General features: G+C 64.1%; 16 protein-coding genes. 10 read left to right on the top strand and 6 right to left on the bottom strand.

The window, feature by feature from the left end:
- Positions 1-69: 69 nt before the first annotated feature.
- Both JQ573_RS01380 and JQ573_RS01375 read left to right on the top strand, forming a co-directional pair.
- Positions 70-1,629: a winged helix-turn-helix domain-containing protein gene (locus JQ573_RS01380; RefSeq protein WP_212317995.1), complete on the top strand. Its 1,560-nt coding sequence runs from the start codon at positions 70-72 to the stop codon at positions 1,627-1,629.
- Positions 1,630-1,825: 196 nt separating this feature from the next.
- Positions 1,826-2,338 (top strand): ParB N-terminal domain-containing protein, encoded by a 513-nt coding sequence (locus tag JQ573_RS01375; RefSeq protein WP_212317997.1) that lies wholly within the window; start codon positions 1,826-1,828, stop codon positions 2,336-2,338.
- 153 nt (positions 2,339-2,491) lie between these two features.
- Here the strand turns inward: JQ573_RS01375 and JQ573_RS01370 are convergent, their stop codons facing one another.
- Together JQ573_RS01370 and JQ573_RS01365 are read right to left on the bottom strand one after the other, a co-directional pair.
- Entirely contained in the window at positions 2,492-3,100 is a 609-nt protein-coding gene (locus JQ573_RS01370; protein WP_212317999.1) for a TetR/AcrR family transcriptional regulator, read from the bottom strand.
- Positions 3,101-3,160: 60 nt separating this feature from the next.
- Positions 3,161-3,700 carry a PaaI family thioesterase gene (locus JQ573_RS01365; RefSeq protein WP_212318001.1) on the bottom strand — a complete coding sequence of 180 codons (540 nt, stop codon included), beginning with the start codon at positions 3,698-3,700 and terminating at the stop codon, positions 3,161-3,163.
- Positions 3,701-3,833: 133 nt separating this feature from the next.
- Here JQ573_RS01365 and JQ573_RS01360 point away from each other — a divergent pair, with 133 nt between their 5' ends.
- The 3 genes from JQ573_RS01360 (at position 3,834) to JQ573_RS01350 (ending at position 7,764) form a co-directional block, all read left to right on the top strand.
- Positions 3,834-4,604, top strand: coding sequence for an enoyl-CoA hydratase (locus tag JQ573_RS01360; RefSeq protein ID WP_212318003.1), 771 nt, complete (start codon positions 3,834-3,836; stop codon positions 4,602-4,604).
- A gap of 272 nt (positions 4,605-4,876) precedes the next feature.
- Positions 4,877-7,156: an FdhF/YdeP family oxidoreductase gene (locus tag JQ573_RS01355; RefSeq protein WP_212318005.1), complete on the top strand. Its 2,280-nt coding sequence runs from the start codon at positions 4,877-4,879 to the stop codon at positions 7,154-7,156.
- Between the two features lie 341 nt (positions 7,157-7,497).
- Positions 7,498-7,764 carry a hypothetical protein gene (locus tag JQ573_RS01350; protein ID WP_212318007.1) on the top strand — a complete coding sequence of 89 codons (267 nt, stop codon included), beginning with the start codon at positions 7,498-7,500 and terminating at the stop codon, positions 7,762-7,764.
- Positions 7,765-8,261: 497 nt separating this feature from the next.
- On the opposite strand, the gene JQ573_RS01345 is transcribed toward JQ573_RS01350, so the two are convergent.
- Positions 8,262-9,524, bottom strand: coding sequence for an MFS transporter (locus JQ573_RS01345; protein ID WP_212318009.1), 1,263 nt, complete (start codon positions 9,522-9,524; stop codon positions 8,262-8,264).
- Between the two features lie 292 nt (positions 9,525-9,816).
- Here JQ573_RS01345 and JQ573_RS01340 point away from each other — a divergent pair, with 292 nt between their 5' ends.
- The 3 genes from JQ573_RS01340 to JQ573_RS01330 all read left to right on the top strand — a co-directional run bounded on the left by JQ573_RS01340 (position 9,817) and on the right by JQ573_RS01330 (position 14,149).
- Entirely contained in the window at positions 9,817-9,984 is a 168-nt protein-coding gene (locus tag JQ573_RS01340; protein ID WP_212318011.1) for a hypothetical protein, read from the top strand.
- Between the two features lie 1,541 nt (positions 9,985-11,525).
- Positions 11,526-12,722 carry an acetyl-CoA C-acyltransferase gene (locus tag JQ573_RS01335; protein ID WP_212315035.1) on the top strand — a complete coding sequence of 399 codons (1,197 nt, stop codon included), beginning with the start codon at positions 11,526-11,528 and terminating at the stop codon, positions 12,720-12,722.
- Positions 12,723-12,844: 122 nt separating this feature from the next.
- A complete protein-coding gene (locus JQ573_RS01330) occupies positions 12,845-14,149 on the top strand; it encodes an MFS transporter (protein WP_212315036.1) in 1,305 nt (434 codons plus the stop codon).
- Positions 14,150-14,162: 13 nt separating this feature from the next.
- On the opposite strand, the gene JQ573_RS01325 is transcribed toward JQ573_RS01330, so the two are convergent.
- Positions 14,163-14,948 (bottom strand): acetoacetate decarboxylase, encoded by a 786-nt coding sequence (locus JQ573_RS01325; protein ID WP_212315037.1) that lies wholly within the window; start codon positions 14,946-14,948, stop codon positions 14,163-14,165.
- Between the two features lie 221 nt (positions 14,949-15,169).
- On the opposite strand from JQ573_RS01325, the gene JQ573_RS01320 reads away from it, so the two are divergent.
- Positions 15,170-16,333, top strand: a complete 1,164-nt coding sequence (locus tag JQ573_RS01320) for a patatin-like phospholipase family protein (protein WP_212315038.1) — start codon at positions 15,170-15,172, stop codon at positions 16,331-16,333.
- A 116-nt stretch (positions 16,334-16,449) separates the two neighbouring features.
- Here the strand turns inward: JQ573_RS01320 and JQ573_RS01315 are convergent, their stop codons facing one another.
- Together JQ573_RS01315 and JQ573_RS01310 are read right to left on the bottom strand one after the other, a co-directional pair.
- Positions 16,450-18,009, bottom strand: a complete 1,560-nt coding sequence (locus tag JQ573_RS01315; RefSeq protein WP_212315039.1) for an acyl-CoA carboxylase subunit beta — start codon at positions 18,007-18,009, stop codon at positions 16,450-16,452.
- Complete coding sequence (locus JQ573_RS01310; protein ID WP_212315040.1) at positions 17,939-18,913, bottom strand: IclR family transcriptional regulator; 975 nt, start codon at positions 18,911-18,913, stop codon at positions 17,939-17,941. Before JQ573_RS01310 ends, JQ573_RS01315 begins: the two co-directional genes overlap by 71 nt.
- A gap of 130 nt (positions 18,914-19,043) precedes the next feature.
- Between JQ573_RS01310 and JQ573_RS01305 the strand changes: the two genes are divergently transcribed.
- Positions 19,044-19,265 carry an acetyl-CoA carboxylase biotin carboxyl carrier protein subunit gene (locus JQ573_RS01305; RefSeq protein WP_212315041.1) on the top strand — a complete coding sequence of 74 codons (222 nt, stop codon included), beginning with the start codon at positions 19,044-19,046 and terminating at the stop codon, positions 19,263-19,265.
- Positions 19,266-19,338: the final 73 nt, after the last annotated feature.

Below are 19,338 nucleotides of genomic sequence, written 5' to 3'. Positions count from 1 at the left end.
CTTGGCACTCCAAGCGGTGCCAAGGCGCCTCACGGCGATCGTCGGAGGCACACCCAAGGGATTCGCAGCTTGCGCTATCTCTTTGAGGAGTACGCACTCGACACGGGCCGCCGCGAGCTGCATCGCGGAACGGACATGGTCGCCGTCGCGCCACAGGTATTCGACCTGCTCGACTTCCTGATCCGCAACCGGGAGCGCGTCGTCAGCAAGGACGACGTCATCGACGCCATCTGGAATGGACGCAGCGTGTCGGACGCAGCCCTGACCACGCGCCTCAACGCCGCGCGCAGCGCAATCGGCGATTCCGGCGATGAGCAGCGCCTCATCAAGACCCTGCCGCGCAGAGGCTTCCGGTTCGTCGGTGCGGTCCGCGAGGAGCACGCGGCGACGGCCGGCGCCCCGGCCGAACCACCGCAGGCGCTCCCCAAGCTTCCCGACAAGCCATCCATTGCCGTGCTGCCGTTCCAGAACCTCAGTGCCGACCCGGAGCAGGAGTACTTCGCCGACGGCATCGTGGAGGACATCACGATGGCATTGTCGCGGTTTCGCTGGCTGCTCGTGATCGCGCGCAATTCGAGTTTCACCTACAAGGGCCGGTCCGTGGACGTCAAACAGGTTGGCCGCGAACTCGCGGTGCGCTATGTCCTCGAAGGGAGCGTGCGCAAGGCCGGAAATCGCATTCGCATCGCCGGCCAGCTCATCGATGCCGAGACCGGCGCACATCTCTGGGCTGACCGCTTTGATGGTGCGCTCGAAGATGTCTTCGATCTGCAGGACCAGGTGACCTCGACCGTCGTCGGCGCAATCGCGCCCATGCTGCAACGCGAGGAAATCAAGCGGGCCAGGCGCAAGCCAACCGAGAATCTGGATGCATACGACTATTACCTGCGTGGCCTGGCGCGCGTTCGTCGATGGACCAGAGAAACCAACAACGAAGCGCTCCTGCTCTTTCGCAAGGCGATCGAGCTCGACCCCGGTCTGGCGTGCGCTTATGGCATGGCCGGGTGGTGCTACATCCAACGCAAGGCACGCCGCTGGATGATCGATCCTGTCCAGGAATCGGCCGAAGCTACGCGGCTCGGCCGGAAAGCAGTGCATCTGGGAGCAGATGACCCGGCAGCGATGTGCATGGGTGCCTACGTGCTCGCCTTTATCGCCCATGAGTTCGACGATGCTATCGCATTCGTCGATCGCGGACTGGCGATCAATCCGAACCTGGCGCAAGCCTGGAATCTTGGTGCCTGGGTGAGAGCTTTTGGAGGCGAGCCCGACCTCGCGCTTGACTACGCTGCGCGCGCCATGCGCCTGAGCCCGCTCGATCCGGCGATGCACACAATGCACGCAGCCGTGTCCTATGCTCACTTTCTCTCGGGCCGTTACGACATGGCGCTGTCATCGGCCGAGAAAGCGCTGCGCGACAATCCGGATTTCCTGCTGGCAATCTGCATGTTCGCGGCCAGCAATGCGTTCACTGGACGCCTCGAGCGAGCACGGGAAGGCATCGCACGCGTACGCGAACGCAATCCCGATTTGCGCATCTCCAATCTGGGGGATCTGGCCCCATTCCGCCGGGCAGAGCATCTTGCGCTTTTTGCCAAGGGCCTTCGCGAAGCGGGGCTTCCGGACTGATCGCCAGTTCGCGGCCCGCCCCGTAGCAGCGCCGTGGCGGACTGTGTCTACGAGACGGTGGAAGCCGAGCGCGCGCTGTTTGCCGGGGCGACCTGACTAGCGCTGGCCCTCGAGCTCAGTTTGAGAAATGCCTTGGCGGTGTAGCGCTTCATCCTTATACCGCATTTTGGACGGATCCTGAGTAGGGAGTAACACTGTGCCCGACCCGGAAAATCTTCCGATCGATCAGATTTACGTGCCCGTTAAGAAACGGAAAACGCTCAGGCCTGAGCTCGTTCAAGAAATCGCGGCGAGTATTTTGGAGGTTGGGCAACAAGTCCCCATTCTCGTTCGGCCTGATGAGGGCCGCCTCGTTTTGCTCGAGGGGTTACATCGGCTCGAGGCCTGCAAGGCGCTTGGCGAGACAACCGTCATCGGAGTCCGGGGTTCAGCAGAGACTGCTCACCACAAGACGCTGTTGTCCGACGGAGCCGAGACAGAGGCCGAGCGAGACAAAATGGCGCGATTGAAGAAGCTGCGCCTCGAGAGAGAAGCTGCCGAGAGATCGTCGGCTTCCGCAGACGCGATCGTGGAAACCGAATCAGCCAAGCTTCGGTCGGATCGCTCCGGAACCAGTATCAGACGAGGGTCGTCGGGCGATCCACGATCAAAAACGAGGACGCTGTCGGAATGGCTCACACAGCAAAAGCGCGATGGTGGTCGTTATTGATTACCGCCTCGGCCATCAAGGTCAGTGGGAGTATGCGAAGGGCCATCACTCCGGAAGCCTCGCAGGGCTGAGGCCTTCCCAAGGGTGCCTCATGCCTTCGTTGCCGACGAAAACCAAACCGGGGAGATCGGGCGCCTCGTCGCAGGAACTCCCCTAATTCGCTCTCGCACGCGGCTTCTTCGTCACCGCCGCCCGGCCGAGCACCGCCTCGCGGCCCGCGCTCAGGATCTCGTCGGACATTTCGCCGTTGCCTGCGATCCGCGACATCACGATGGTGCCCAGCATGGTCGCGAGCGTGGCCATCGCCTGCTTGCGCGCGGTCTTGCGCGGCGCGTCCTGGATCTGGTCGGTGATCATGTCGATCATCTGGTCGAGCTTGAGCGCAAAGGCCTTGCGGGTCTTCAGGCTTTCGCGGGCGATCTCGGCGCCGAGCGCCGGCACCGCGCAGCCCTGCCCGGGGTCGTCGCGATGCACCGCCGACAGGTAGCCGTCGACGATGGTCGCAAGCCGCTTCTCCGGCGGCACCTCCGCCGTGACCTTGCGCCAGCGCTCGTTGGCGCGGTCCATGGCGTAGTTGAAGGCCTCGATCACCAGTGCCTCGCGTGAATCGAAATGCGCGTAGAAGCCACCATGGGTCAGGCCGGCGTCCTTCATCAGGTCGGCGACGCCGATGCCATGGGCGCCCTTCTCGCGCAGCCGCGTCGCGGCCTTCTTCACGATCCGCGCGTGGGTCTCCTGCTTGTGTTCTTTCGAATAGCGCATGCCGCTCTCATGGAATGTTTCTAATCATACAATAACAGATTTGCGTCCGGAATGCTGCAGTTATTTCGCTTTTGGTTCCCCACCCAGCATGGAAAACGTCGCGGTCGCGTGCACCGCAAGATTGCCCTTGCCGTCGCGGACAAAACCTTCGGTGTAGCTGGTCTGGCGGCCGAGCTTGATCACCTTGCCCTCGGCCGAGATGGTTCCCGAGCGCGCCGAGAGCGGGCGCAGATAGGTCAGCTTGAGGTCCAATGTCACCGACGTCTGCCCGGCCGGCAGCAGGGTCGAGATCGCGCAGCCCATCGCGGTATCGAGCAGCGCCGCGGCGGTCGCGCCGTGCAAGAGGCCGATGGTGTTTTCCAAGCTCTCATGCGGCTCGAGTTCCATCACGATCCGCCCTTCGTCGACAACCGCCATGCGGAAGCCGATCAGTTTTGCCATCGGCGGCGGCGGCAAACGGCCGTCGCGAATCGCGCGCATCGCCTCGATCCCGGACATCGGCATCGCCGCCCTGGCGATCGGCCCGGGCGCCTGCCATTCCACCACGCGCGTGCGCGTCAGTTCGGGCGAATGCAGGTCTGGTGTCTCGGCGGCGGTCATGACGGCTCCATTTATATGATACGTATAATTCTATATATCCGCGTCCCCCGGCGCAACTGCCGGCCAGTGTCTTGACAGAGACAGGCTTTGTCCGGGACATGGCGCGATCAATTCCTGCGCCGGGACTTTTTCCATGGACATGCTCAATCCCCACTGCGGCATCGACCGCGACAGCAGAGGCGTCGTCCGCCTCACGATCTGCAACGCCGGCAAGCTGAACATCGTCAGCTCGGCCGTGACCAACGGCGTGCGCGAAGGCTTTGAGCACCTCGCCGCCGATCCGACCATCCGCGCCGTGATCCTGGCCGGCGAAAGCGAGCGCAGCATGATCGGCGGCGCCGACATCAAGGAGATGGCGAAGCTCGACCAGACGTCAGCCGAAGCGTTCATCAGCCGCCTGCGCGATCTCTGCGAGGCCGTGCGCAAATTCCCCGCGCCTGTCATCGCCCGCCTGCCCGGCTGGTGCCTCGGCGGCGGCCTTGAGGTCGCGGCCGCCTGCGACGTCCGCGTCGCCGCGCATGACGCGATGTTCGGCATGCCCGAGGTGCGCGTCGGCATCCCCTCGGTGATTCATGCCGCTTTGCTGCCGCGCCTGATCGGTTGGGGCCGCGCCCGCTGGCTGATGATGACAGCGGAGAACATCGACGCCCAAACCGCGCTCGCCTGGGGCCTGGTCGACACCGTGGCAAAACCCGGCGGCCTCGATGAGGCCGTCGAGCACACCGTGAAGGCGCTGCTGGAATGCGGCCCCGAAGCGCTGCGGATCCAGAAGGACCTGCTGCGGCAATGGGAAGAGCTGCCGCTGACCGAGTCGGTGAATCTGAGCGTCGGCGTGTTCGGAAAATCCTTCCAGACCGGCGAGCCGCAGCGCCTGTTGCAGGGGTTTCTGGATCGCAAGCGGTAGGCGCCTGTAGCCCGGATGAAGCGCAGCGAAATCCGGGGCACGTCATCCGCGGGACGAATTGCCCCGGATTGCGCTTCGCTCCATCCGGGCTACGACGGCAACCTGACAGACTGTTGACCACAGGCTTCAGCCGATTAGTCTAACCTCCGTCGGGAGACAGACGCACCGGATCGAGAACGTCGATCGGAACGCCGTCGCCAGTCTGCGACCAAACAACAATCATTTTCGGGACAGACGCACGAGGTCAGAACTCAAGAGCTGCAGGAGGACATATGGTCCAAAAGCGCGACGTTCCCGGTATCCGACCCTATGATGCTCCGGCTGGCGGCTGGGGAGCCCTCAAGGCCACGGCGATCGCGGTTCGCGACCAGATGGACCTGGTCGAGGCGCCGATCACGCTGCTGCGCACCAACAAGCCGGACGGCTTCGACTGTCCGGGCTGCGCCTGGCCGGACAAGGAGCACACCTCCACTTTCCAGTTCTGCGAGAACGGCGCCAAGGCCGTGACCTGGGAGGCGACCAGCAAGCGCGTCACGCCTCAATTCTTCGCCGACCATACCGTCACCGAGCTGCTGACCTGGAGCGATTTCCATCTGGAGAACGAGGGCCGGCTGACCGAGCCGCTCGCCTATGACGCCGCAAGCGACACCTACCAGCCGATCAGCTGGGATAACGCCTTTGCGCGGATCGGCGCGAGCCTGCGCAGCCTGCCCGATCCTGACATGGCCGAGTTCTACACCTCGGGCCGCGCCTCGAACGAGGCTGCGTTCCTGTTCCAGATCTTCGCGCGCGAGTATGGCACGAACAACTTCCCCGACTGCTCGAACATGTGCCACGAGGCGACCAGTGTCGGGCTGCCGCAATCGATCGGCATCGGCAAGGGCACGGTGTCGCTGGACGATTTCGACCATTGCGAGCTGATCATCGCGATGGGCCACAACCCCGGCACCAACCATCCGCGCATGATGGGCACCCTGTGGGAGGTCTCGCGCCGCGGCGTGCCGATCATCGTGTTCAATCCACTGCGCGAGCGCGCGCTGGAGCGCTTTGCCGATCCGCAGGACCCGATCGAGATGGCGACCCTTGGCTCGACGCGGATCGCCTCGACCTATTATCAGCCCAAGGTCGGCGCCGACGCCGCGGTGCTGAAAGGCGTCATGAAGGCACTGATCGAGAAGGATGACGCAACACACGACGTGCTCGATCATGCCTTCATCGCCGAGCACACCAACGGCTTTGCCGCGTTCGCCGCCGACCTGCGTGCCACGTCGTGGCAGGCGATCGAGACCGTCTCCGGTTTCAGCCGCGCCCAACTCGGCGAGGTCGCCGCCGCCTATGCCAAATCCAATGCCACCATCATCACCTACGGCATGGGCATCACCCAGCACAGCCGCGGCACCGACAATGTCCAACAGATCGCAAACCTGCTGCTGCTGAAGGGCAATTACGGCAAGCCCGGCGCCGGCATCTGCCCGCTGCGCGGCCACTCCAACGTGCAGGGCAACCGCACCGTCGGCATCACCGAGAAGCCCAACATCCCGATGTTCGAGGGCATCGAGCGCACCTTCGGCTTCAAGCCGCCGCGCCATCACGGCCATGACGCGGTCGCGGCGATGGAGGCGATCGACGACGGCCGGTCCAAGGTCCTGATCTGCCTCGGCGGCAATTTCGCCATCGCGCTGCCCGATCCCGAGCGTTGCGCGGCCGGCATGCGCAAGCTCGAGCTTGCGGTGCATCTCGGCACCAAGCTCAACCGCTCGCATCTCCTGGTCGGCAAGCAATCGATCATCCTGCCGGTGCTCGGCCGCACCGAGCGCGACATCCAGGCCTCGGGGCCGCAGGTCGTCACGGTCGAGGATTCGATGTCGATGGTGCACGCCTCGCGCGGCAAGCTGACCCCGGCCTCCGAAAACCTGCTTTCGGAATCGGCCATCGTTGCCGGCATGGCGATGGCGACCTTGCCGGCGAGCAAGGTGCCGTGGCTTGAGCTGATCGCCGATTACGACCGCATCCGCGACGCCATCGAGGGCGTGTTCCCCGACTTCAAGGATTACAACGCGCGGATCCGGATTCCCGGCGGCTTCCGCCTGCCGCTGCCGCCGACCGAGCGCAAATGGACGACGCCATCAGGCAAGGCCGAATTCCTGATCTTCGACGGCCTCGAAGAGGACCCGGTGCTGACCGATGAAACCATCCTCAAGCTCGCCACCATCCGCAGCCACGATCAGTACAACACCACGATCTATGGATTGAACGACCGCTATCGCGGCGTGTTCGGGCGGCGCGACGTGCTGTTCGCCAACGAGGCGGACCTCACCGCGCGCGGCCTGGCCCATGGCGATCTCGTCGAGATCGAGACCGCGCTGCCCTCTGGCGCGCCGCGCCGCCTCACCCTGACCGCGATCGTCTACGACATCGCCCGCGGCTCGGTCGCCGCCTACTATCCGGAAGCCAACGGCCTCGTGCCGCTGGATTACCAGGACAAGGAAAGCGGCACGCCGTCGTACAAGTCGGTGCCGGTGCATATCAGGCGAGCGGCTCAGGCGGCGTAGCGACCGTATCGCAGGACGTAGCCCGCATGAGCGCAGCGACATGCGGGACCAGCGGCCCCGGATATCGCTTCGCTCATGCGGGCTACGCCGGCCGCAATTAATTTGAGCGCTGTCGCAGTCTGGGAGTGGCTTGCACGCGGTGCAAGGAACGTCACGCAAAATGCGATCAGGGTCAGAACAAAGCTTACCCAGATGACGTACTTGATGATGTCTTTGCCCGAGATCATCGCTTCTGTGCTACGTGGTCGCTTATAGCCCGCGGAGCGCGGTGAAATTCGGGCTACGCTTGCTTACTACATTAGCTATACTTCCGCCCAGACAACCAATCTGGAATGCTCGAAATGGGATCGCTCTTTGCCGCCTTCAAGTCGATCAAGAGGGTCGTAACCGGAGAAGTCGTTGAGCAGATGGAAACGCGAGCCAATGGCGGCTTCACGACGATGTCCCTGCGTCTCAAACAAGAGAGTGGATCTGGCGAGTACTACGTCGTGCTTGCAGAACTGAGCGGCGGAAATTCCCAGTATGTCGCGTTCACCAGGGAGGAGTTTGGGCGATTCTCAGAGGCGGTCGATCGCATGCGCGATCGCCTGACGGCGGCGGCCTCGTAGCTTGGATGCAAGAACGTAGCCCGCATGAGCACAGCGACATGCGGGACCACTCGACCCGGATACGGAATGTGGCATGATAACCTGATGCCAACAGAGGGACTGTGCTGTGCAAGAGGAAACATGGTGGGAAGGGCCACTATGCGTCACGCACCCGATCAACGGACGGCGCATCTTCGGAATTTGCCACGATGATCAGTGGCGCTGGTCCGTGCTTATCAATGGACCGGCTTGGCACGACACTTATCTTCATGTCTTCACTCCCGCCGGAGCAACTGTCCAAGGCGCAAGGGAGCTCGCGAGCAAGCTTGGCCCGATACGCGAGCAGGATGAATCTGAGATCGCTTCCGAGCTGTGCAGCCAACTTGAGGCTGCCCGCAAGTCTTCCTAATGACGTCGCTTGTAGCCCGCATGAGCGCAGCGACATGCGGGACCATTCGCCCCGGATATCGCTTCGCTCATCCGGGCTACCTAGCGAAATCGGGGCTACGCCTACTCACTCACCTTGCATTCGCCGGCGCATGCACCGGCCACAGATCGGCCCGCCAGTGCAGCGCGATCGCCAGCATCGCGATGAAGCCCGCCGCCGCCAGCAGCGTGCCGGTCGCGGTGTAGCCGATCAGGTCGATCAGGCTGCCGGCCGCGAGCAGGCCGAGCGGCAGGCCGTAGATCACCATCATGCGCACGCCCATCACGCGGCCGCGCAGATGCGCGCTGGCATTGCGCATCAGCATCACGGCGGCCGAGATCATCGACATGCTCTGCGCGATCCCGGCCAGCACCAGACAGGCCATCGCCACCGGCATGGTCCTGAGCTCGACGAACACCAGAAGCATCGCATACCAGGCGAGCGTCGCGCCGATCAAAAGCCGTGCGATGCGCACGCCGCCGGCCATGCTGAGCGTGATCGAGCCGATCAGCGAGCCGAATGCAAAACTCGCGGAGAGATAGCCGAGCCCGGTCTGGTCGGTATGGAAGATGTCGCGCGCGACATAGGGCAGCAGGCCGTTGGTGAGCGGAAACGCGGTGAGGTTGGCAAGGAACGCGACGCAGAGCGCCGCGCGCATGCCGGGACCGCTCCAGGCATAGACGATGCCCTCCTTGAGGTCGCGCAGCAGCGCCGAACCGGGCAAGTCGTTTGCCGATTGATCGGCCGCGCCGTGCACTTGGGCCGGACGGCCCATGCAGAGCATCAGGATCGCGGCAACGAAATAGAAGCTCGCGATCCCGACATAGACATAGCCGATGCCGAGCGCGGCGAACAATCCCGCTCCGCTCAGTGCGCCGGCGATTCGCGCCGAGTCCTGCGTCGTGCGCGCCAGGCTGATGGCGCCGACCAGCTGCGCCGGCGGCATGATGTCGGCGAGCAGCGCGCCGCGCACGCCGAGGTCCGACGGACGGATCACGCCCATCAGCGCGACGATGATCATGACATTCAGCGGCGCCAGGTGGCCCGTCAGCGCCAGAATCATGATGGTCCCGGCGAGCGCGGTATAGGCAAAGCGCATCACGGCGAGCAGATCGCGATGCCCCATGCGGTCGCCGATCATGCCGACGACGGGCGCGACCAGCGTTCCGACATATTGCAACGAGGCCATCACGGTCAGCAGCAGCACCGAGCCGGTCTCGACCATGATGTACCAGCCGAGCACCAGCGTCTCGACCTCGAACGCCCAGGAGGTGAGCAGGTCGGACGGCCATTGAAAGCGATAGCTGCGGATGCGAAATGGCGCGAGCGCGGAAGTCCGCGTGGTCCCGCTCAAGACGCGATGACGCGTGTCACGGCGTGTCCTGCCCTTTTCTTGGTTCTTCTGGGTCTTTGCTTCTGGGTCTTGCTTCGGCCGTTGATTCTCTTGAGAAAACGTCCTCTTCCGAGAGCGTAGCGCCGAGCCCGCCGCTGTCAATCGAAGCCGCCGCATGCGGCCATGCGCGACGGCATCAGCGGCAGCGTGTTGCACTGCCCGCCCGATTTCGTCCGGCGCGCACCCCGGATCGCCGTCCCCCTCCGCCCGGCGATTGTGCTAGCATGCCTGCTCCGAAACCGCGGAGGACGCCATGAACGCCTTCGAAGTTTTCGCAATCTACGTGACGCCGTTTGTGATCATCGGGACGGCAATCAAGCTGCTGATGAAGCGTTACGCCGTCGACCTGCCCGACGTGCAGAAGCAGGCAGGCTCGACACCGAAGCGGCGGTTCTTGCTCGGCGCGTGGCGGTCGGACTAGGCCTGCAGCGCCAGCGAACAGATGGGCCGGCACCCCATCAGGCTGGCGCAATCGGAATTGACGTGACCGGGCCGGAAGCCATCTGTACGTCTTTGTAAACCGAGCGGATTGCATTGAGGACCGCTCCATCAGAGGACGTAACCTCAAAGAACGTGCTGTCGATCGCACGGATCATAATCCATGTGTCGCTCTTCCCTGGAAGGGTGCCAACAAACTGCCCCCCAGATCACTTGAGTTGTTTCGTGTGCGGCTTTTGAAAGCAGCGCACCACTGACAGGCGAACCACCGGCTGCGAACTTCTCGAGCAAATCCTCTCCCGGCGCGCCCCGCCCCGCGATCATGAATTCATCAAAGGAATGGTCTAGCGCCGGATCATGCAGCACGACCGGCGAAACCGTCCAGCTGGCTTCGAGCGAGCGCGGAGCAAGCAGATTAATCAGATCGCGAAGATCGAGCGCCAGAGCGCCGTTGCAGCCGTCGTGGATACGAAGCGTGTTCCTGGGTCAATGCAACTCCTTCTAGACCGGCTTGCGTGTTCAAGTGCTTAGGAGCTTGCATCAACTCCTCGGATTGTTGGTAACCAGCTTCGCACCGATCTCTCAACTCGTCATTCCGGGGCTCGCGAAGCGAGAGCCCGGAATCCATTGCGCCGCATGCTGGTGGTGGAATGGATTCCGGGTTCTCGCTTCGCGAGCCCCGGAATGACAGGTGGATGGAAGCGCGGCCCCTGCCACTGAGTTGCCCGACGGCGCAAGCCCCCGCGGCAAAAATATTTCGCTTTATCCGAATTGCAACTCAGTGTATGGTTCGCTCATCTCACCCGATCGAGGGGCGCTTCGCGGTCGTCACGAACGCGGCGTGGGATGCGGTGGACGCTGATTGCGCAACTGACGAGTGCGCATGAGACGGACGGTGAAGTCGTGTGGTCCTGACGCCCTAGCGGCAGGGTGTCCTCTCGTAGAGCGCGAAAGCGTTTTGCGATGGCGGTGACAAACAAGCCCAGTCTCGCCGGGGAGAGCACGAAGTAAGCCGTAAGCCATCGCGCAGGGAAAGCCGGATTGCTCCGGTTACACCTGTGGTCCTACCCCCGAGCTTCCTACCCATTGCTCGGGGCCCATGGGTGCGATCGGCACCCGGCTTTCCCTGCGCCCTCTGTCCTCAGAGCGGCGGAACGACAAGCAAAGCTCGGACAAATCATGTCGCGAGAACGCGAAGCTGCGTCCTCATCTTCAACTGTCATCGCCCGGCTCGACTCTTGAATTGCGCCTCATCCTCATCGTCGTCCTGGCGAAAGCCAGGACCCATTACCCGAAATAGGATTTGCTGCACGACGCTGGGGCCACAATCCCGTTCGTCATCAAGTGCGGTGGCTATGGGTCCGGCTTTCGCCGGGACGACGGTGGTGATTGCGGAACCATCCCGGCCCCTCCAACTCATGCGAACACGACATTTTGTCATAGGACGTGGAGTTGCATTTTTTGCAGCGCATCATATGATGATAATAATTCCATCAAATCCCCGGCATTGAAGGGAATCCTGCCATGGCAACCAGCACCGATCCCGTCGTCATCCTCTCCGCCGCCCGCACCCCGCTCGGCCGCTTCATGGGCGAGCTCACGCCGCTCGCGGCGCACAAGCTCGGCTCGCATGTGATCGGTGCGGCGCTGGAGCGCGCCAAGCTTGCGCCTGAGCGCATCGACGAGGTGTTCATGGGCAACGTGCTGCCCGCCGGCCAGGGCCAGGCCCCCGCCCGCCAGGCCGCGCGCGGCGCCGGGCTGCCGGACGCCACCGGCGCCACCACCGTCAACAAGGTCTGCGGCTCCGGCATGAAGGCGACCATGCTGGCCCACGACATCATCAAGGCCGGCTCGGCCGAGATCGTGCTGTCCGGCGGCATGGAGAGCATGAGCAACGCGCCCTATCTGCTGCAAAAGGCGCGCGGCGGCTATCGTGCCGGCCATGACCGGATCATCGACCACATGATGATGGACGGGCTCGAGGACGCCTATGAGACCGGCCGCTCGATGGGCGATTTCGGCGAGGCCACCGCGGAAGCCTATCAGTTCACCCGCGCCGACCAGGACGCTTTCGCGATGGAGACGCTGAGCCGCGCCCGCAAGGCGGTCGAGGGCGGCGCCTTCAAGGCGGAGATCGCGCCGATCACGCTTAGCGAGAAGGCCGGTCCGCGCATCATCGCCAATGACGAGCACCCGCTGAAGGTCGATCCGGCAAAGATCCCCGGGCTGAAGCCGGCGTTCCGCGCCAACGGCACCATCACGCCGGCCGCCTCCTCGGCCAACGCCGACGGCGCCGCGGCGCTGATCCTGGCGCGGCGCTCGCTCGCCGACCGCGATGGCCTGCCCGTGCTGGCCGAGATCAAGGGTCATGCCACCCACAGCCAGGAGCCGCAATGGTTCACCACCGCGCCGATCCCGGCGATCAGGAAGCTGCTCGACAAGGTCGGCTGGAGCGTCGGCGATGTCGACCTGTTCGAGATCAACGAGGCGTTTGCGGTGGTCGCGATGGCGGCGCAGCGCGATCTCGGAATTCCGCGTGACAGGCTGAACATCAATGGCGGCGCCTGCGCGCTCGGCCATCCGATCGGCGCCACCGGCGCGCGGCTGATCGTGACGCTGCTGCACGCGCTGGAGGCGCAGAACCTCAAGCGCGGCGTCGCCGCCTTGTGCATCGGCGGCGGCGAAGCCACCGCGATCGCCGTCGAGCGGGTCACGCACTGAGTTTAAAAACGGCCCCACGCCCGAGTCCGAAAACGAGGGAACTTTGGCATTTTAGCCATAGCTCCCTCGTGGCATATTGTGCGTCACGAATAGAACCCTCATCGCATTTCATCCGGGGCCCAATGATCTCGAACTGGCTTGCTTCCACCCTCGCCCGCCGCAACATCCATTACGGCTGGGTGATGGTCGCCGTCACCTTCCTGGCTGCGCTGATCTCGGCCGGCACCGTCGGCGCGCCCGGCGTCTTCATCGTGCCCTTGCAGAAGGAATTCGGCTGGTCCACCGCGGAAATCTCCTCGGCGCTGTCGATCCGCTTCATCCTGTTCGGGCTGATGGCGCCGTTCGCCGCGGCGCTGATGAACCGCTACGGCCTGCGCAACGTGACGCTGGCGGCGCAATTGATCGTGGTGTCGGGACTGTTGGCCTCGCTCGCCATGACGCAGGTCTGGCAGCTCATCCTGTTGTGGGGCGTGGTGATCGGGATCGGCACCGGCATGACCGCGCTGGTGCTCGGCGCGACGATCGCGACGCGCTGGTTCGTTGCGCGACGCGGCCTCGTGATCGGCATGCTCACTGCGAGCGTCGCGACCGGACAGCTCGCCTTCCTGCCGCTGCTCGCGACCATCACCGATCGCTACGGCTGGCGCGTCGCGCTTGGCCTCGTCTGCGTCATGCTCGGCGTCGCCGCCTTTGCCGTGCTGATGGTGATGCGCGACCGGCCGAGCGATGTCGGCCTGCGTCCGTTCGGCGACGAGGGCACCGCGCCGCTCCCCGCGCCGCCGCCGGCCAACGCGCCAATCATGGCGGCCGCGCTCGGCACGCTGCGCGACTCCTCGAAATCGTCGGTGTTCTGGATCCTGTTCGCGACCTTCTTCGTCTGCGGCGCCTCGACCAACGGCCTCGTCCAGGTCCACCTGATCCCGATGTGCCTCGACTACGGCATTCCGCAGGTGCAGGCCGCGAGCCTGCTCGCCGCGATGGGCATCTTCGATTTCTTCGGCACCATCATCTCGGGCTGGCTGTCGGACCGCTTCGACAATCGCCGGCTGCTGTTCTGGTATTACGGCCTGCGCGGGCTGTCGCTGCTGTATCTGCCGTACTCCGACTTCACCTTCTACGGCCTGTCGCTGTTTGCGATGTTCTACGGGCTCGACTGGATCGCGACCGTGCCGCCGACGGTGCGCCTGACCGCACAGCGCTTCGGCGCCGAGCGCGCCAATCTGGTGTTCGGCTGGATCTTCGCCGGGCATCAGCTCGGCGCCGGCGCCGCCGCGTTCGGCGCCGGGCTGTCGCGCACGCTCTATGCGAGCTATCTGCCGGCATTCTTCATCGCCGGCGCGCTCTGCGTGATCGCCGCGCTGAGTGTGCTGGCGATCTCGCGGCCGCAGCCCAAGGTCGCGCCGGAGGCGAAGCCGGTCGCGGCCTGATCGAGCCTCGCTGCTACTCCGCAGCGAGACCGGTCGGTGCCGCCGCCTCTGCGACGTCCTTGTTGTAGTCGTGCAGGACGCGGCCGAACGGCAGCGTCAAATCGGCGATGTAATGATGCGCGCCGACGACGCGCTTGACCGGGAAGTCCGCGACCGGTGCGTTGACGTGCGGCACGAGATGCAGTCGGCCCGGCCCGATCCACGATCCCTTGACGACGATGTCGGTCAGGTTGATCGCAACCAGCTGGCAGATCTCGAGATGACCGTCGACACCGGGGATCATCTTCAGATTGACTTGCGTCTTCGACAACGTGGCACGGGTGATGTCGCCATTGCCCGCCATGCTCTCGTGCTTGTAGCCCATCGTGCCCATCGCGACGAGCTGGCCGGCATATTCCAGCGTGCCGGTCAGCGTGTCCTTGACGATCTCGAGCTTGGGATGCGCGTACTTCTTCGGAAAGCCCCAGATCTCGCGGCCGGCCGCGATCGGCGGATCATCGTCGAGATACATCTGGCAGACGAAGTTGACCTCTTCGCCATGCAGCCGCGCGGGGATCACGAGGCCGGACTCGGTGTAGCTGCCGAAGCCGGAGCTGTCGGGCATCTTGATCCATTCGTAATGCACGATCGCCTGCTCGATCGGCTCCAGCGGCTCAGGCAGGCCGGCGCGGATCAGCTCCGGATCGGTCTCGTAGGTGATGACGAGGAATTCGCGATCGATGAAGCGGTACGGTCCAGCGGGATAGCTCGGACCGGCAGCCGGCATGGACGGAAGCTTGAGCAGATCTTCCCTGCGCATCGCAATAACCCCCTGTTCGGAAATATTGCGCGGAGGCTAGCGGCCGAGATTGACAGCGATATGAGGGATTTCCGTCACGGGCATGACCCGCGTTTCCCTGATCAGGCCAATGCTAACCATGCAGGCAGGCATGGCGGATGCGCCGTGCGCCGGCGCGGCACTTGTCATCACGGCGTCATCGGCACCCTGAATTCTCGCCGCAATTTTTTGGAGTGTCTGATATGGACGCGCGTACCCCTCATGTCGACGATATCGATCACGCGACGCCCGGCTGGCGTCCCGAAGGATGCGATCGCGTGGCGCTGGTACTGCAGGGCGGCGGCGCGCTCGGTGCCTATCAGGCCGGCGTCTATCAGGCGCTGCACGAATCCAATATCGAACCCGACTGGGTCTGCGGCGTCTCGATCGGCGCGATCAACTCGGCGATCATCGCCGGCAATCCGCCCGAGAAGCGGCTGGAGCGGCTGCACACATTCTGGGATCGCATCACCGGCCGCAAGATCTGGCACTACACCCCGGACGGCGACATCTTCCGTAAAGCGCGCAACTTCACCAGCTCATGGTTGACGACGACGCTCGGACAGCCCGGCTTCTTTACCCCGCATCAGACCAATCCGTGGCTCAGCCCGGCCGGTGCGCGCACCGCGACCAGCTATTACGACACGGCGCCCTTGCGTGACTCGCTGCTCGAGCTGGTCGATTTCGACCGCATCAATTCCAAGAAGATGCGCTTTGCGGTCGGCGCGGTGAACGTGCTGTCCGGCAACTTCATCTATTTCGACAATGCCCATGACGAGATCATCCCCGAGCACATCATGGCAAGCGGCGCACTGCCGCCAGCGCTGCCGATGGTGAAGGTCGGGACCGATCATTTCTGGGACGGCGGCATTGTCTCCAACACGCCGCTGCAGCACCTGCTCGACCAGGAGGACAATGCCAACTCGCTGGTGTTCCAGGTCGACCTGTTCTCGGCGCGCGGCGCGCTGCCGCGCGACATCCAGGACGTGATGGCCCGCCACAAGGACATCATGTATTCGTCGCGCACCCGCTACAACACCGACGTCTACCGCAAGACCTACAACCTGCGCACGGCCCTGCACAACGCGCTGTCAAAGATTCCCGATGACCATCTGTCGGAAGACGAACGCCAGCTCAAGAAAGCAAACAGCCGGCTGCCCGGGATCACGCTGTTGCAGCTGATCTATCAGCAGAAGGCCTATGAGGGCGACGCCAAGGACCACGAATTCTCCGGCACCTCGATGCGCGAGCACTGGGCGAGCGGACACGAGGACACCAAGCGCTCGCTGAAGCGGCGCGAATGGATCAAGATGCCCGAGAACGGCATGGGCATCGTGATCCACGACGTGCATCGCGAAGCGGAATAGATAAGGTCGCTCCTTCGACCGTCATTGCGAGCGAAGCGAAGCAATCCATGTCACCGCTTGCGGAGATATGGATTGCTTCGTCGCTGCGCTCCTCGCAATGACGATTGGGAGAGCTCCTACGGCCGCGTCGACATGTTGCTCGGCGGCCCGGCCTTGCGGATCGGCTCGGCGAGACGCGCGAACTCGCAGAGCAGCGAGCGGGTCTTGCGCGGATCGATCACCTCCTCGACCCAGAACTTCTCGGCCGAGCGGAACGGCGAGCGCAGCTTGTTGAGGCGATCCTCGATCTCGCGCAACTTGGCCGCGGGATCGGCGGCGGCGTCGATCTCGGCGCGATAGGCGGCCTCGATGCCGCCCTCGAGCGGCAGCGAGCCCCAATAGGCCGACGGCCAAGCATAGCGCATCGAGAAGCGGTTGGCCGGCTGATGTACCACACCGGCGACGCCGAAGGCGTTGCGGATGATGATGGTGCACCACGGCACCGTGCTCTGGTTGACCGCCGCCATCGCCCGCACGCCGTGGCGGATAGTCGCCGACTTCTCGGCCTCGAGCCCGATCATGAAGCCGGGGCAATCCATCAGATAGACCACCGGCAGATGGAAGGTCTCGGCGAAGTCGACCCAGCGCACCACCTTCTGGCAGGCGTCCGCGGTCCACGAGCCGCCGTAGTGGAAGGGATCGCTGGCGAGCAGCAGCACTGCCCTGCCCTCGATCCGCGCCAGTCCGGTGATCACAGGCCGTCCGAAATTGGCGGCGACTTCGAAGAACGAGCCCTTGTCGACGACCGCATCGATGATCGGCCGCATCTTGTAGACCTGCTTGCGGTTGCGCGGCACGGCCTTCAGCAGCGATTCCTCGGCACGCTCCGGATCGTCGGTGCAGGGAATGGTCGGCGGCAGATCGTAGACCGACGCCGGCAGATAGGACAGGAAGCGCCGCGCGCAATCGAACGCCTCCTCTTCCGTCTCGACCGCCTGATCGATCGCGCCGGCGCGGGTCTGGATGTCGGCGCCGCCGAGCTCCTGCTTGGTCAGATCCTGACCCAGGCGCTTCACCACAGGCGGGCCGGCGACGAACATCGCGGAGCTCTTGGTCATCACAGAGTAATGCGTGGCCGCCAGCCGCGCCGCACCTAAGCCTGCGACCGAGCCGAGCCCGAGCCCGACCACCGGCACGCGCGCCAGATTGGCGGTCGTGTACCAGTACCAGCGCGTGCCGCCGACACCGCCGGGCAGATTGGCTGCGCCCCTGGTCTCGATCGTCTTCACCGAGCCGCCGCCGCCCGAGCCTTCGATCACGCGGACGATCGGCAGGCGGAAGTCGTGCGCCATCTCCTCCGCCATCAACGGCTTGGCGGAAATCGATGCATCGGCCGAGCCGCCGCGCACGGTGAAATCGTCGCCGACCACGACCACGGTGCGGCCATCGACCCGGGCGCGGCCGAACACGCAATTCGCCGGCGTCAGATGCTTGAGTTCGTTGCTCTCGTCGTATTCGGCGATGCCGGAGATGGCACCGACCTCATGAAAGCTGTTCTGGTCGACGAGCTTGTCGATACGCTCACGAACCGTGAGCCGGCCCTGGTCGCGTTGCCGCTTGACCTTGTCAACGCCTCCCATCTCCCGCGCGAACGCTTCGCGCCGGGCGAGGTCGTCGAGTTCCGGCTTCCAGTTCATTCATTGCCTCCGTCTTGATGATTTTGTTGTTGTTATGGGCGGCCACCGGAAGCGACTTGCGTTCGATCCGATTGCTGAAGATGTCGCCGTCGGCGCCTTCGAGCAGGCTGCCGACCGCGGCGGCGAGGTCGACCATCAGCGGCGCGACCTCGCGATGCAGCCGCTGCTCGTCATACATCGCCGAGAGCAGGCCGATCGTGGTGACCACATAGGTCTGGTATTGCGGTGACCACAGCGGCACCGCGACGCCGTTGATGTGCGGGCTCCACAGGCCGCAGGCGACGACGTAGCCGTGCTCCTGCAGATGACGGCGGTTGGCCGCGATGCGCGGCGTCAGCATCTTGGCGCTGTCCGGCAGTTCGCCTTCCATCTCTGATATCAGCGCATCACCGATCGCGGGATCGAGCGCCGCAGTGTAGGCGTGGCCTGCCGCGGTGGTCGCCATCGAGATGCGGCTGCCGGTGGCTTCATGCAGGCCGAGCGCGTTCGCCGCACGGGCGAACTCCAGATAGACCAGCTGAAAGCGGTCGGGGATGACGAAGCCCACGGTGCCCGGCAACTGATCGGCGACATCCTGCAAACGCAGCCGGATCAGGTTGCGCAGCTGTAGCCCCTTCATCATCGAGGTGCTCATCGCGACCGCGCTCGGGCCGATGCGATATTTCTGATCGCGCGGCAGATAGACGAGCTGTCCCATCCGCGTCAGCGTATGCGTCAAGCGCGACACCGTCGAACGCGGCAGGCCGCAGCGGTTCGAGATTTCGAGATTGCCGAGTCGCGCTTCGTGCCCTTCGAAGCACCGCAACACATCAAACGCGCGCGACACCACCTGGATGACATCGCCATCGCCAGTCTCGCTGGCGAGCATTCCCTGCCGGCTAAGCCGTTCCGAGCGCCGTCCCATTTGTTTTGGCTCCATTCCGTCTTGCGGAATAAAATTCCACTTGCAGAAGAAGCTACCTCAGGCAATCTGCCGCCACAACAAAAAGCCGTTCGCCGGATGAAATTTCCGCAAGACGGTATCGGAGAGTGGAATGCCAGAGATCAAGGTTGTGACCGAAGTTGCCGGGCGCGTTTGCGCGCTTCCTGTTGAGGCCGGCAGCAATATCGGCAATGGCGACGAGATCGCGTTCGTCGAAGCGATGAAGATGGAAATACCGGTCACGTCGACGACAGCAGGCAAAATCAAGTCGATTCTGGTCAGGATTGATGACGTCATCGCCGAGGGCCAGGCCGTCGCGATCGTCGAGACCTGACCGCGCACCGTCCGGCCGCGCGCGCGGACCAAATTCCCGCGTACTTCGTCCTCCGACGGCCACCCCTTTGGAG

Source organism: Bradyrhizobium sp. AUGA SZCCT0105, from assembly GCF_018129565.1.
Taxonomy (GTDB): domain Bacteria; phylum Pseudomonadota; class Alphaproteobacteria; order Rhizobiales; family Xanthobacteraceae; genus Bradyrhizobium.
The sequence above is the reverse complement of the archived record's forward strand: the minus strand, read 5'-3'. Positions and strand labels throughout refer to the sequence as shown.

What these genes read in the sequence shown, in the direction of transcription:
- JQ573_RS01370 (WP_212317999.1), bottom strand. Translation starts at nt 3,100, where the DNA reads ATGCGCTATTCGAAAGAACACAAGCAGGAGACCCACGCGCGGATCGTG.
- JQ573_RS01365 (WP_212318001.1), bottom strand. Translation starts at nt 3,700, where the DNA reads ATGACCGCCGCCGAGACACCAGACCTGCATTCGCCCGAACTGACGCGC.
- JQ573_RS01360 (WP_212318003.1), top strand. Translation starts at nt 3,834, where the DNA reads ATGGACATGCTCAATCCCCACTGCGGCATCGACCGCGACAGCAGAGGC.
- JQ573_RS01355 (WP_212318005.1), top strand. Translation starts at nt 4,877, where the DNA reads ATGGTCCAAAAGCGCGACGTTCCCGGTATCCGACCCTATGATGCTCCG.
- JQ573_RS01350 (WP_212318007.1), top strand. Translation starts at nt 7,498, where the DNA reads ATGGGATCGCTCTTTGCCGCCTTCAAGTCGATCAAGAGGGTCGTAACC.
- JQ573_RS01340 (WP_212318011.1), top strand. Translation starts at nt 9,817, where the DNA reads ATGAACGCCTTCGAAGTTTTCGCAATCTACGTGACGCCGTTTGTGATC.
- JQ573_RS01335 (WP_212315035.1), top strand. Translation starts at nt 11,526, where the DNA reads ATGGCAACCAGCACCGATCCCGTCGTCATCCTCTCCGCCGCCCGCACC.
- JQ573_RS01330 (WP_212315036.1), top strand. Translation starts at nt 12,845, where the DNA reads ATGATCTCGAACTGGCTTGCTTCCACCCTCGCCCGCCGCAACATCCAT.
- JQ573_RS01325 (WP_212315037.1), bottom strand. Translation starts at nt 14,948, where the DNA reads ATGCGCAGGGAAGATCTGCTCAAGCTTCCGTCCATGCCGGCTGCCGGT.
- JQ573_RS01320 (WP_212315038.1), top strand. Translation starts at nt 15,170, where the DNA reads ATGGACGCGCGTACCCCTCATGTCGACGATATCGATCACGCGACGCCC.
- JQ573_RS01315 (WP_212315039.1), bottom strand. Translation starts at nt 18,009, where the DNA reads ATGAACTGGAAGCCGGAACTCGACGACCTCGCCCGGCGCGAAGCGTTC.
- JQ573_RS01310 (WP_212315040.1), bottom strand. Translation starts at nt 18,913, where the DNA reads ATGGGACGGCGCTCGGAACGGCTTAGCCGGCAGGGAATGCTCGCCAGC.
- JQ573_RS01305 (WP_212315041.1), top strand. Translation starts at nt 19,044, where the DNA reads ATGCCAGAGATCAAGGTTGTGACCGAAGTTGCCGGGCGCGTTTGCGCG.